Origin of the sequence: Actinoplanes lobatus (assembly GCF_014205215.1) — a bacterium.
Lineage (GTDB): Bacteria > Actinomycetota > Actinomycetes > Mycobacteriales > Micromonosporaceae > Actinoplanes > Actinoplanes lobatus.
In genome coordinates this window covers 4,019,517-4,031,887 of the sequence record NZ_JACHNC010000001.1, presented here as the reverse complement: position 1 = coordinate 4,031,887, position 12,371 = coordinate 4,019,517, and the positions used below count along the sequence as shown (strand labels likewise).

General features: G+C 70.8%; 13 protein-coding genes. 4 read left to right on the top strand and 9 right to left on the bottom strand.

Annotation, left to right across the window (positions count from 1 at the left end):
• Positions 1-55: 55 nt before the first annotated feature.
• From BJ964_RS18900 to BJ964_RS18890, 3 genes are all read right to left on the bottom strand, one after another.
• A complete protein-coding gene (locus BJ964_RS18900; protein WP_188121887.1) occupies positions 56-847 on the bottom strand; it encodes an enoyl-CoA hydratase/isomerase family protein in 792 nt (263 codons plus the stop codon).
• Entirely contained in the window at positions 844-1,071 is a 228-nt protein-coding gene (locus BJ964_RS18895) for a helix-turn-helix domain-containing protein (protein ID WP_014441759.1), read from the bottom strand. The genes BJ964_RS18900 and BJ964_RS18895 overlap by 4 nt, the downstream gene beginning before the upstream one ends.
• A gap of 405 nt (positions 1,072-1,476) precedes the next feature.
• Positions 1,477-3,081 (bottom strand): ABC-F family ATP-binding cassette domain-containing protein, encoded by a 1,605-nt coding sequence (locus BJ964_RS18890; RefSeq protein ID WP_188121886.1) that lies wholly within the window; start codon positions 3,079-3,081, stop codon positions 1,477-1,479.
• A 218-nt stretch (positions 3,082-3,299) separates the two neighbouring features.
• On the opposite strand from BJ964_RS18890, the gene ypfJ reads away from it, so the two are divergent.
• The gene (gene ypfJ, locus BJ964_RS18885) at positions 3,300-4,202 is read left to right on the top strand and encodes a KPN_02809 family neutral zinc metallopeptidase (protein WP_188121885.1); all 903 of its coding nucleotides are present in this window, start codon (positions 3,300-3,302) and stop codon (positions 4,200-4,202) included.
• Between the two features lie 26 nt (positions 4,203-4,228).
• Here ypfJ and BJ964_RS18880 read toward each other — a convergent pair whose 3' ends face one another.
• Positions 4,229-4,858, bottom strand: coding sequence for an acVLRF1 family peptidyl-tRNA hydrolase (locus tag BJ964_RS18880; RefSeq protein ID WP_188121884.1), 630 nt, complete (start codon positions 4,856-4,858; stop codon positions 4,229-4,231).
• Between the two features lie 56 nt (positions 4,859-4,914).
• Between BJ964_RS18880 and BJ964_RS18875 the strand changes: the two genes are divergently transcribed.
• Entirely contained in the window at positions 4,915-5,604 is a 690-nt protein-coding gene (locus BJ964_RS18875; RefSeq protein WP_188121883.1) for a DNA alkylation repair protein, read from the top strand.
• A gap of 232 nt (positions 5,605-5,836) precedes the next feature.
• On the opposite strand, the gene BJ964_RS18870 is transcribed toward BJ964_RS18875, so the two are convergent.
• The gene (locus tag BJ964_RS18870) at positions 5,837-6,439 is read right to left on the bottom strand and encodes a LysE family transporter (RefSeq protein WP_188121882.1); all 603 of its coding nucleotides are present in this window, start codon (positions 6,437-6,439) and stop codon (positions 5,837-5,839) included.
• 434 nt (positions 6,440-6,873) lie between these two features.
• Between BJ964_RS18870 and BJ964_RS18865 the strand changes: the two genes are divergently transcribed.
• Positions 6,874-7,563 carry a histidine phosphatase family protein gene (locus BJ964_RS18865; protein ID WP_188121881.1) on the top strand — a complete coding sequence of 230 codons (690 nt, stop codon included), beginning with the start codon at positions 6,874-6,876 and terminating at the stop codon, positions 7,561-7,563.
• 103 nt (positions 7,564-7,666) lie between these two features.
• Complete coding sequence (locus BJ964_RS18860; RefSeq protein ID WP_229807063.1) at positions 7,667-8,914, top strand: MFS transporter; 1,248 nt, start codon at positions 7,667-7,669, stop codon at positions 8,912-8,914.
• Between the two features lie 253 nt (positions 8,915-9,167).
• On the opposite strand, the gene BJ964_RS18855 is transcribed toward BJ964_RS18860, so the two are convergent.
• From BJ964_RS18855 to BJ964_RS18840, 4 genes are all read right to left on the bottom strand, one after another.
• The gene (locus BJ964_RS18855; protein ID WP_188121879.1) at positions 9,168-9,923 is read right to left on the bottom strand and encodes a maleylpyruvate isomerase family mycothiol-dependent enzyme; all 756 of its coding nucleotides are present in this window, start codon (positions 9,921-9,923) and stop codon (positions 9,168-9,170) included.
• Positions 9,924-10,018: 95 nt separating this feature from the next.
• Positions 10,019-10,396 (bottom strand): metal-sulfur cluster assembly factor, encoded by a 378-nt coding sequence (locus tag BJ964_RS18850; RefSeq protein ID WP_229807075.1) that lies wholly within the window; start codon positions 10,394-10,396, stop codon positions 10,019-10,021.
• Positions 10,397-10,677: 281 nt separating this feature from the next.
• Positions 10,678-11,133 carry a Fe-S cluster assembly sulfur transfer protein SufU gene (gene sufU, locus BJ964_RS18845; RefSeq protein ID WP_188121878.1) on the bottom strand — a complete coding sequence of 152 codons (456 nt, stop codon included), beginning with the start codon at positions 11,131-11,133 and terminating at the stop codon, positions 10,678-10,680.
• Positions 11,133-12,362, bottom strand: coding sequence for a cysteine desulfurase (locus BJ964_RS18840; RefSeq protein ID WP_188121877.1), 1,230 nt, complete (start codon positions 12,360-12,362; stop codon positions 11,133-11,135). The genes sufU and BJ964_RS18840 overlap by 1 nt, the downstream gene beginning before the upstream one ends.
• Positions 12,363-12,371: the final 9 nt, after the last annotated feature.

Sequence of the window (12,371 nt, the reverse complement as noted above, 5' to 3'; positions counted from 1 at the left end):
TTCGACGGGGCAGCACACAGTCTGCCCCGTGGGTACGACAATCCCGGGAGGTGATCTACTCCCCGGAACCCAGCAGGTCGCTCAACCTGCGGGTCTGTGCTTCGCGCTCGGCCCGGTCCTGCTCCGCGTACGACCGCTGGGGCGCACCCACGAGCAGGGCCTTGATCTCGGCGACCGCACCACCGTCCGCGGCCAGCACCGCCGCGGCGAGGTCGGCCACCGCCCCGTCCAGTTCGGCTCGGGGGACCACGGCCGTCGCCAGGCCGATCCGGTCCGCCTCGTCGGCCGCCATCCGCCGGCCGGTCACGCATATCTCCAGCGCCCGGGACGGGCCGACCAGCTCGGTGAGCCGTTTCGTACCGCCCAGATCGGGAACCAGCCCGAGGGTGACCTCGGCCATGGAGAACCGCGCGTCGTCGGCGAGGACCCGCATGTCACAGTTCAGCGCGAGCTGGAAGCCGGCGCCGATCGCGTGTCCTTGCACAGCGGCAATCGTCACAATGGACGGACTGCGCAACCAGGTGAACGCGGTCTGGAACCCGGCAATCCGATCCGCGCACTCGGACGCGGACAACTGTGCCAGGACGGCCAGAGAAGAATCGCCGTCGCCACGTGCCACCGACAGATCCAGGCCGGCGGAAAACGCGCGTCCCTCGCCCCGGACAATGACGACCCGTACGTCACCCGGTAATTTTCGTGAAATGTTGCCGAGCTCCGTCCACATGGCCGGAGTCTGGGCATTGAGAACGTCGGGCCGGCACAACGTCACCGTCGCGACCGGCCCGTCCTGTTCGTAGCGAACGCCGACGTCGTCGGTGGAACTGGGTCGAGCGTTGCCGGACGTCACGCCTTCTTACGGCGGCGGGCGCCGCCACGCTGGCGCAACTGAACCCCCGACTCGGTGAGCACCCGGTGGACGAATCCGTAGGAACGGCCGGTGGAAGCGGCCAGCGCGCGGATGCTCTCGCCGGAGGTGTAACGCTTCACCAGGTCCTTGGCGAGCGACTGCCGCTCGCTACCGACGATTCGACGACCCTTCTCAGTACTGGTAGCTGTGCCAGTGGCTGCCATCTTGAATCCTCACGTCGCAGACAGTGCGGTCAGATACGGTCCCTCCTATTACACCGTCTCGAACGATCATGCGCCAGGCATCTAGCCCCCGCGAACGTGCCCATTTATTACTGTCAGGAACTTGACGGTTACCACCGGCATCAATGTCAGACAGTTTGCCGCCAGCCTCTCGGAAGGCATTTCCGGGCCGTGGGGCCACCGCCCAAGACCATCGATCACCTGCGGAAACACTCGATCGAGGGGAGGCCCTCGATCGCTCCGGAGAGTGCTGTGATCGCTCCATGGCGTGACACTCGACCTTGGGACCGAGCCCCGGCCGAGCGCCCGACCTGTTGGCAAACGCCCGAACATCGCACTGTCTGTGTGGGCACCTGTTGACAACTGACGATCGGCGATGATCCCGGCTCAGGCCAGCTCGACGAGCTCCAGGAGGTCGTCGCTCCAGGCGTCCTCGTCGCCGTCGGGCAGCAGGATCGCCCGGTCCGGCTTCAGCGCCTGCACACAGCCGGCGTCGTGGGTGACCAGCACGATCGCGCCCGGGTAGTTGGCGATCGCGTCCAGCACCTGCTCGCGGCTCACCGGGTCGAGGTTGTTGGTCGGCTCGTCCAGCAGCAGCACGTTGGCGCCCGAGCAGACCAGGGTGGCCAGGGCCAGCCGGGTCTTCTCGCCGCCGGAGAGCACCCCGGCCGGCTTGTCGACATCGTCGCCGGAGAAGAGGAACGCGCCCAGGATCTTGCGCAGCTCGGTGTCGGTCTGCTCGGACGCGGCGCTGCGCATGTGCTCCAGGATGGTCCGGTCCACGTCCAGCGTCTCGTGCTCCTGGGCGTAGTAGCCCAGCCGCAGCCCGTGCCCGGCACGCACCTCGCCGGTGTCCGGCTCCAGCAGGCCGCCCAGCATCCGCAGCAGGGTGGTCTTGCCGGCGCCGTTGAGACCCAGGATGGCGACCCGGGAACCGCGGTCCACCGCCACGCTGACGTCGGTGAAGATCTCCAGCGAGCCGTACGACTTCGACAGCCCGGCCGCGGTCAACGGGGTCTTGCCGCACGCGGCCGGGTTCGGGAACCGGACCTTCGCCACCCGGTCGGAGGTACGCACCTCTTCCAGCCCACCGAGCAGCTTCTCGGCACGACGGGCCATGTTCTGGGCGGCGACCGTCTTGGTGGCCTTGGCGCGCATCTTGTCGGCCTGGGCCATCAGGGCGCCGGCCTTCTTCTCCGCGTTGGCCCGCTCCCGGCGGCGGCGGCGCTCGTCGGTCTCGCGGGCCTCCAGGTACGTCTTCCAGCCCATGTTGTACATGTCGACGACCGAGCGGTTGGCGTCCAGATACCAGACCTTGTTGACGGCGGCGTCGAGCAGCTCGACGTCGTGACTGATCACCACGAGGCCACCCTTGTGCTGCGCCATGTAGCCGCGCAGCCAGGTGATCGAGTCCTGGTCGAGGTGGTTGGTCGGCTCGTCGAGCAACAGGATGCCCTTGCCGTTCTGCCCCGAGTTGGCGAACAGGATCCGGGCCAGCTCGATCCGGCGGCGCTGACCGCCGGAGAGGGTGCCGATCGTCTGCGCCAGGGCGCGCTCCGGCAGGCCCAGGTTGGCGCAGATCCGGGCGGCCTCGGCCTCGGCGCCGTAGCCACCGAGGGCGGAGAACTGGTCCTCCAGGTGCCCGTAGCGCCGGACCAGCTTCTCGTCGCCGCTCTCCTCGAGCTGGACCTCGAGCTTCTGCATCTCGGCGAGGATGGTGTCCAGGCCGCGGGCGGACAGGACACGGTCGCGGCCGGTCACGTTCAGATCCCCGGTACGCGGGTCCTGCGGCAGGTAACCGATCTCACTGGTCCGCTCGACGCTTCCCGCGTACGGAATCCCCTCCCCCGCGAGCACCTTGAGCGTGGTGGTCTTGCCCGCGCCGTTGCGGCCGACCAGGCCGATCCGGTCGCCGGGCTGCACCCGCAGCGTGGTCGGGGAGATCAGGATGCGCGCGCCGGCGCGGAGTTCCAGTCCGGTGGCGGTGATCATGAGGTTCTCGCTCTCGGTGAGACGGCTGACTCAGCACGCAAAAAAGCGCCGACCGTCAAGAAGCGGTCGGCCCCGGGTTCAACAAGCAAGGTGGCAGGTCAGCCTTCGCAGAGCAGCACGCGGCCATAATACCCGGGCCGTCACGGCACCTCCCACCCGATTAATTCACAAGATCAACGGGTAACCCGCCGGGCAACCCTGGTGAAGGTGGGACGACTATGGAACTCAACGAACGCGCCGACATCGACACCGGTCAGGTCGAGGACGGCCGCGGATCGGGTGGCGGCGGCATCGGCGGGCTGCCGATCGGCGGGGGCGGCCTCGCCGGCGTCGTGGTCACCCTGATCATCGCCCTGGTCGGCGGCTACTTCGGGATCAACACGATGGGTGGGGGCGGCGGCGAGTCGGCCGGCCGGCCGATCACCCAGTGCAGCACCGGCGCGGAGCAGCTCCAGCAACTGGTGTGCCGCAACGGGCTCTATGTGACGTCGATCCAGGCGTACTGGCGTGACGAGCTGCCGCGGGCGTTCGGCGAGCAGTACGCCCCGGCGAAGACACACCTCTTCGAGGGCTCGGTGAACACCGCCTGCGGCGCCGCCGACTCCGGCGTCGGCCCGTTCTACTGCCCGGCCGACGACAAGGTCTACATCGATCTCTCCTTCTACCAGGTGCTGTCCCGGCAGCTGGGTGCGCCGGGCGAGTTCGCTCAGCCGTACGTGCTGGCCCACGAGTACGGGCACCACATCCAGGACGTGCTCGGCACCGAGGCCGAGATGCGCCGCCGTCAGGAACGCGACCCGGACTCCGCCAACCAGGAGTCGGTGAAGCTGGAGCTCCAGGCCGACTGCTACGCCGGGGCCTGGGCGAACGCGGCCGCGAACACCACCGACAAGGACGGCGACAAGATCTTCACGAGCCTCACCGACACCGACATCCAGGAGGGCATCCAGGCCGCCGGCCAGATCGGCGACGACACCCTCCAGGAGCGCGGTGGCGGCCGGGTCGACCCTGAGCAGTTCACCCACGGCACGTCCGAGCAGCGCCAGCACTGGTTCCGCGCCGGTTACGAGTCCGGCGACCCGAAGCAGTGCGACACCTTCAAGGCGGGCGCGGTCACCTGACCCACTCGCGGAACAGAGACACGGCTTCACTCCCGGATCAGGATCGGCACGGCGCGAGCCGCGGCCACGGCGGTCACCAGGACCGCGTGCCGCGGCTCCGGCACATCCAGCAACCTTCCGGTACGCAGAGCGGCCACCGCCCTCAGTTGCGGCACGGCCAGAATGGTGTCCACCGCCACACGGTCACCTCCGGCCACGAGCGCGGCCATCGTGCGTACCTCCGGAAGGAGAATGCGCCCCACGATGCCGGCGGCGTCGGCAGCGGCCGCTTTGGCCTGATTGTCCCGGCGGCGCGCGAAGCGCTGCTGCGACCAGCCGCCCGCGGCCGTGCGCCCCTGCACGTAGTGGGTGTCCACCTTGGAGGCCACCAGCTCGTCGCCGTCGGCGATGCCGACCGCCACCGCGCCCTTGCGGGCCAGCAGCAACCCCAGCCGCCGCGGCGCCCGCGCTTGACGGATCAGCTCGGCCAGCGTCGTGACCGGGCCGGCTCCCGGGGGCGCGTGCAGCGTCGCCGACGCGCCGTCCTCGGCGGTCACCGTCAACCCCTCTTCACGGTACGGGCCATGGCGCGCCGCGAAGTTCTCCAGCCATCGTGGCAGCCGCCCGGGCGCGACATCGACCCACTTGCCCCCGCCGGCCGCCGCACGTTCCCCCATTCCGCCCACCCTACTTCCGCGGATTTCTGTCGTACCCCGGTGGCAGGATGCGGGGCATGAGCGATCCGGCTGTGGTTCTGGTCGACCGGCTCGCGGCCGCGTTCGACGAGGCCCGCGACCCGGTGCGGGCGGTCGGGGCGGCGGCCTACATGCGCGACCAGTTCCCGTTCCTCGGGCTGACCAGCCCGGTGCGGCGCGCACGGGCGCGCGTGGCCCTGGCCGGCCTGCCACCACCGGCCGAGGCCGAGCTGCGCGACGTGGCGCTGGCCTGCTGGTCCCGTGACGAGCGCGAGTTCCAGCAGTTCGCCTGCGACTACCTGGCGAAGCACATCAAGGTCCCCGGACCGGCGTTCCTCGGCACGGTGGCCGAGCTGATCGTGACGAAATCCTGGTGGGACACAGTGGACGCGCTGGCCGCCCACGTGGTCGGCGGCCTGGTGCGACGGCATCCGGAGACGGTCACCCGGATGGACGAGTGGTCCCGCGCCGAGGACATGTGGCTGGTCCGGGCCGCGATCCTGCACCAGCTCACCTACGGCCCGGCCACCGACACCGACCGCCTGTTCGGCTATTGCGCCGCCCAGGCCGGCCACCGCGACTTCTTCATCCGCAAGGCGATCGGCTGGGCGCTGCGCCAGCACACCCGCACCGACCCGGAAGCGGTCCGCGCCTTCCTGTCCGCCCAGGGCGATCGCCTGTCCCCACTCTCCCGCCGAGAGGCGGCCAAACACCTGGCCGACCGGTGACGAGCAGCGGCCTTCACCGAAGTGCCACTCGGGCCGATCCCCGCGCGATCGGCCTTCACCGAGGCGCGACTCGGGCCGATCCCGCGATCGGCCCTCACCGAGGTAGGTGCGACTCGGGCCGATCCCGCGATCGGCCCTCACCGAGGTAGGTGCGACTCGGGCCGATCCCGCGATCGGCCCTCACCGAGGTAGGTGCGACTCGGGCCGATCCCGCGGTCGGCCGGACGCCTGGTCAGCCGGTGACGAGCAACTGGAGGGCCAGGGCGGCGATCACGATGCTGGAGACCAGGGCGGTGATCAGGCGGCCGCGCCGGCCGGTGAGGAACCGGCCGATCAGCGAGCCGCCACCGGCGATCAGCAGCTGCCAGCTCGCCGAGGCGAGGAAGGCGCCGGCCACGAACCACCCGCCGCCCCCCGCGCCGCCGCTGCCGAGCACCAGCGCCGCGAAGTAGATCACGGTGGCCGGGTTGAGCAGGGTGAGACCGAGAACACCGGCGTAGGCGCGGAACGCCGTCGCCGGCCGCTCGTCCCGCTCGATCACCCCGGTCGCGCGGACCGCGCCCCAGGCGGTCCATCCGGCCAGCGCGAGGAGCACCGCCGCCCCGGCCCACCGCAGCGGCACGGCCACCGGCGCGATCGCGGCCGCGACGGCCGCTCCCCCGGCGACGGCGACCAGCGCGTAGATGCCGTCCGCGGTGGCCGCGCCGAGCCCGGCGGCCGCACCGACCCGTAGCGAGGTCCGGGCGCTGAGCCCGGCGATGAGCACGCCGATGGCTCCCACGGGCACCGCGATGCCGTAGCCGGCGACCACGCCGGCCAGAAACGCCCCGCTCATGACCGCTGCCGGCGACCCGTGATCGGCTCGGCGCCGGTCTGCTGTCGCACGGCCCGATCGGCCACGGCGACAGAGACGGCGGGGTAACGCTTCAGCTTGGTCACGCCGCCATCTTGAACGCGTCCCACCTCTCCCGGCCAGCGATTTTCCGCACTTCAGCACCCTGCCGCCGCACAGTGATCCAGCGCCGCCACATCCACCCGTCGCCCTTGGCTGCCGGGCCTCGGCACTGGTCCCGGGCAGCGCGACCGGGGCCTGCTTTCGCGGGCGTTCGCCCGTACGAGATCGGGTTTTTCATGCATCGGAGCCGGCGGCGGGAAGACGACCGTGCGAATGCACCGGAGGGTCATTTCACGCAATGAACGCAGTTACCAGACGCTTTCTGTTGAACTCGGAACGTGACCGGACACGGGCGGACTCGGTAGGGTCCGATCATGGTCGCTGAACTGATTCTGGTCCGGCACGGGCAAAGCCTGGCCAACGTGGCGTTCACCGCAGCCAACGCGGAAGGGCTCCTGGAGGCGGCGGTGAGCGGCCGCGACGCGGAGGTGCCGCTCACCGACATGGGCGAGGAGCAGGCCGCCGCCCTGGGCACATGGCTGGCCGCACTGCCGGAGGAGCACCGGCCACAGGTGGTGATCACGTCGCCGTACCTGCGCGCCCGCGAGACGTGGCGGATCGCCGCCGCGTCGTCGGGCCTGCACCTGCCGGCGCCGCGCACCGACGAGCGCCTGGTGGACCGGCTGATGGGCGAGCTGGAGTTGCTCACCCGCGCCGCGGTCGCGGCCCGCTTCCCGGAGGAGGCGGCGCGACGGGCCGAGGTCGGCGAATTCGAGTACGTGCCACCGGGCGGCGAGTCGTTCGCCGACATCGCGATCCGGCTCAAGTCGTTCCTGGACGACCTGCACACCGACCACGCCGGGCAACGGGTGATCGTCGTGGCCCACGACGCGGTGGTGCTCATGATGCGGGCCGTCATCGAGCAGTTGAGCTGGGACGAGGTGCTGGAGGTGGAACGCGAGGCGGGCAGTGTGCGGAACGCGTCCATCACCCGGTTCGACGGCGGTTGCGGGGAGCTGACGCTGGACCGCTACAACGTGATCGACCACCTGCCCCCGACCTGAGTCTTATATCGATGACCGTCTTGTCACGAACGGCCAGCGATCTTATGTTCGGTCGATGCCCGTCGCCCACTCACTCCGCGGGCCGGCTCTCCCGCGTCGTGCGGTGAGCCGCCAGCTGGGCGCTCTCCTCACCGCCGAGGCGATCTCCATGCTCGGCAGCCGGATCACCTTCGTCGCCGTACCCTGGCTGATCCTCGTCAGCACCGACTCGGCGCTGCTCGCCGGAGTGGCCGGATTCGCCGAGATGCTGCCCTACGTGCTGTCCGGCCTGATCGGCGGCCCGATAGTGGACCGGGTCGGCCCACGGCCCACCGCCGTGACCGCCGACGCGGCGAGCGTCCTGGCGGTGGCCGGCATCCCGTTGATCGCCTACTGCGAAGGTATCTCGTTCGGCGCGTTGCTGGTGCTGATCGCCCTGGCCGGCGCGCTGCGCGGCTTCGGTGACGCGGCCAAACGGGCACTGCTGCCCCGCACGATCGCCGCGGCCGGCCTCTCCACGGAACGCGGCACCGCGATGTACGACGGCACCTGCCGCGCGTCGACCCTGGTCGGCCTGCCGCTCGCCGGGGTGCTGATCGCCACTCTCGGCCCGGCGGTGGTCCTGCTCTTCGACGCGCTCTCGTTCGCGGTCAGCGCGCTGATCATCGGCGCGCTCGTCCGGGTCGGTCACGCCGACGCCGCGGCTCGCGCCGAGAGCAAACAGCAGGGGTACGCGGACGCGCTGCGCGACGGTTTCCGGTACGTACGCCGGGATCGCCTCCTCGTCGGTGTCATGGCGATGCTGTTCGCCACCAACCTGTTCGACCAGGCGTTCGCGACGGTGTTCGTACCGGTGTGGGTCCTCGACGGCCCGCACGGACCCGCCGCGCTGGGGGTGATCGGCACCGCCTTCGGCCTGGGCGCGGTGGCGGGCAACCTCCTCTACACGGTGCTGGCGCCACGCCTGCCCCGGCGCCGCACCTTCGGCATCTGCTTCTTCCTCGGCGGCCCGGCACAGTTGCTGGCCCTGGCCCTCACCGACCGCGTCTGGGTCGTGCTGGCCACCGCGGCGATCGCGGGCGCCCTCATGTCCACGGTCAACCCGATCCTGATGGCCTCCGTCTACCGCCGGATCCCGACCCACCTGCACGGCCGCGTGATCAGCGTCCTGATCGCGGTCTCCTGGGCCGGCATCCCGTTCGGCGGCATCGTCGGCGGCTGGGCCACCGACGTGCTCGGTCTGCACACCGCCGCCCTGCTGGCAGCGATCGGCTATCTGGCGGTGACGGTCTCCCCCTTCCTCTTCCCCGCATGGCAGGAACTCGACGAAACCCCACACCCCGAACGCAACAAGGCCGTAGCCACCGTCTGACCGAGCCGCCCCGCTCCGGTACGGCCCGCGGACCAGGCTCAGCCGGGCAGGCCACACCATCGCCCGCCCGGCGGGCCGGACCACCGCTTGCCGGGCTGGGCGCCACCTCCGCCGCTCGCCCGGTGGGCCGGACCACCGCTGGCCGGGCTGAGCGCCACCTCCGCCGCGGGCGTTGGAGTCGCCACTCGGGCAACGCGGCCAGGGCCAGGTGCCCGAGCGGTGGCCGGCGGGAAAGGGGCCGGTGGAGGGCGGGTCAGTCCATCTTGCTCCAGTCGAGGAGCTGGTCGGCGACGGCGCGGTCGCCGTCGACGCGGATGCCGGACAGGGGGATGCGGCGGTAGAGAGCCAGCACCAGGTCACTCGCGGTGCCCCGGAAGCTGGTGACCGGCTCGCCGCCGGCCGCCGGGTCGGCCTTGGCCCCGGCCGGGGACAGGTCGAGGGTCCAGGAGGGGCCCTCGATCGCGTGGAAGGCGACCCGCGCCGGACGGTGCGGCCAGGACCCGAGCGAGCCGAGGCAGACGGTGAGGAACTCGCTCACCCCGTCGACCGCGACGGCGGCCGGCAACGGCTCGGGCTTGCCGATGGCCTCCTGAGCGTCGTAGGCGTGCACGGCCGCCTCCTGCACCTGGTGCCGGGCGACCGCCCCGGCGGTCAGCGGCGCGCCCGACTCGGCCCACCAGGCCCAGCAGGACGCCTCCGGCCCGGCGGTGCGCAGCGCGTCGAGCAGCAGACCGGTGGACTCGCTGAACCACCCCGGCAGGTCGCCCTCGGGACCCTGCTCGCCACGCTGCCCGGGTGGAGGCGGCCCGGCGACATCGGCAGCGGCGACCGTGGCGGCCCAGAACCGCTGGACACCGCCGAGGTGGGTGACGAGGTCGGTGAGCGACCAGTCGGGGCAGCCCGGGATGCGGACCGTCGGATCCGGCGCGGCGTCGACGGCGTCACGCAGCGCCGCCGACCGGCTTTCGATCAGGGCGAGAAGCTCGGAGAACGGCGGAGTCGAATTCATGCCCGGTTTCTACCACCGAGGTACGACAGAAAGCCGTCTGCCGGAACAGCGCAGGGCGGCACGCGATCAGCGTGCCGCCCTGCGCCGGAGATCTCTCAGACGTTGAAGCCGAGCGCCCGAAGCTGGTCGCGGCCGTCGTCGGTGATCTTGTCGGGGCCCCACGGCGGGAGCCACACCCAGTTGATGCGGAAGTCGCTGACGAGGCCACCGCCGGGGCCGGAGAGCAGCGCCTGCCGGGTCTGGTCCTCGATGACGTCGGTCAGCGGGCAGGCCGCCGAGGTGAGCGTCATGTCGATGGTGACCACGTTGTCGTCGTCGACGTGGGTGCCGTAGACCAGGCCGAGGTCGACGACGTTGATGCCGAGCTCGGGGTCGACGACGTCCTTCATCGCCTCCTCGACGTCGGCGGTCGAGGCCTTCTTCACCGCGGCGCCCGCGTCACCGGCTACCGCGCCGGCCGGCGGGGCGTCCACGGCGGCGTCGGCGGCGGACGGTGCGTCCGCGCCGAGAGCCGCGCCGGGCGAGGCCGAGACGCTGACGCCCGGCACCTCGACCGGTTCGCCGGCCTCGACGGCCGCGGCCCGCTCGGCGGCCAGCCAGTCCGGCACCTCTTCGCCCGCGCCGGGAGCCGCCCCGGAAGCCGGAGCGGAAGCGATCGTCCGGGCCACGTCGGCCTCCGGAGCGGATACCGCACCCGGGGCCGAAGCCGGGCCGGGGTCCGATGCCAGGCCGGGAACCGTGTCGGTCTTCTCTGTCATGCCTTCACCTCCGGGCTCACGCCCACCTCCACGCCGGCCCGCGCGGCCGCGTCCTTGAACGCCATCCAGGGCAGCAGCGCGCATTTCACCCGTGCCGGGAACTTGGCCACCCCGGCGAAGGCGATGCCGTCGCCGAGGATCTCCTCGTCGGCCTCGGCCTGACCGCGGCTCTGCATCAGCTCGACGAAGGCGTGGTGGATCTCCGAGGCCGCGGCGGCGTCCTTACCCTGCACCAGCTCGTGCAACACCGACGCCGAAGCCTGACTGATGGAACAACCAACACCATCGTACGAAATTTCGCTCAAATCGTGGGATACGCGTACGGTGATCTCATCGCCACACGTCGGGTTGACGTGGTGCGCCTCCCCGTCGTAAGGATCCCGCAGGCCACGCCCGTGCGGGTTCTTGTAGTGGTCGAGGATGATCTCCTGGTAGAGACCGTCGAGCATCATCAGCCGAACACCTTCCGGACCTGGTCGAGGCCGCGCGCCAGAGCGTCGATCTCCGCCGTGGTCGTGTAGAGGTAGAACGAGGCCCGGGTCATCGCCGGGACGCTGAACCGGGAGCAGACCGGCTTGGCGCAGTGATGCCCGACCCGCACCTCGACACCCAGAGCGTCCAGAACCTGTCCCACATCGTGCGGATGTACCCCGTCCACACCGAACGACACCGTACCGCCCCGGCCCTCGACCGTCTCGGGACCGAAGATCCGGACGCCGGGGACCGAGGTGAGCGCGTCCAGCGCGTACCGTGTGATGTCCTGCTCGTGCTGGTGGATCGCCTCCATGCCCAGCCCGGTCAGATAGTCGACGGCCGCGCCGAGGCCGATGGCCTCGGTGATCGGCGGCGTGCCGGCCTCGAACCGTGCCGGAGGCGCGGCGAAGGTGGTGCCGCCCATCGTGACCGTCTCGATCATCGATCCGCCGGCCAGGAACGGCGGCATCTGCGCGAGCAGGTCGAGCCGGCCCCAGAGCACGCCGATGCCGGTCGGGCCGAGCATCTTGTGGCCGGTGAAGGCGATCAGGTCGGCGCCCAGCGACGAGACGTCGAGCGGCAGGTGCGGCACGGACTGGGAGCAGTCCAGCATGACCAGTGCCCCGACGGAGCGCGCACGCGCGGCGATCCCCGACACGTCGTTGATCGTGCCGAGCACATTCGACATGTGCACCAGCGAAACGATCTTGGTCCGTTCCGAGACGAGATCGTCAAGGGCGGACTCGTCCAGGCGGCCCTCGTCGGTGATGCCGAACCAGCGCAGGGTCGCGCCGGTCCGCTCGCAGAGCAGCTGCCACGGCACCAGGTTCGAGTGGTGCTCCATCTCGGAGATCACCACCTCGTCGCCGGGCCCGAGCCGCAGCATCTGGCCCAGCGAGTGCGCCACCAGGTTGATCGCCTCGGTGGAGTTCTTGGTGAAGACCACCTCGTCCGGGCTCGCCGCGCCGATGAACGTGGCGATGCGAGCCCGGGCACCCTCGTACGCCTCGGTCGACTCGGTGCCGAGCGTGTGCACGGAGCGGGACACGTTGCCGTTGTACCGCTCCTGGTGCGCACGCATGACGTCGAGCACCTGAACCGGCTTCTGCGAGGTGTTGGCGCTGTCCAGGTAGACCAGCGGGTGGCCGTTGACCTCCCGCTCGAAGATCGGGAAATCCTTACGGATCCGCTCGACGTCGAAGCTCATCAGTTAACC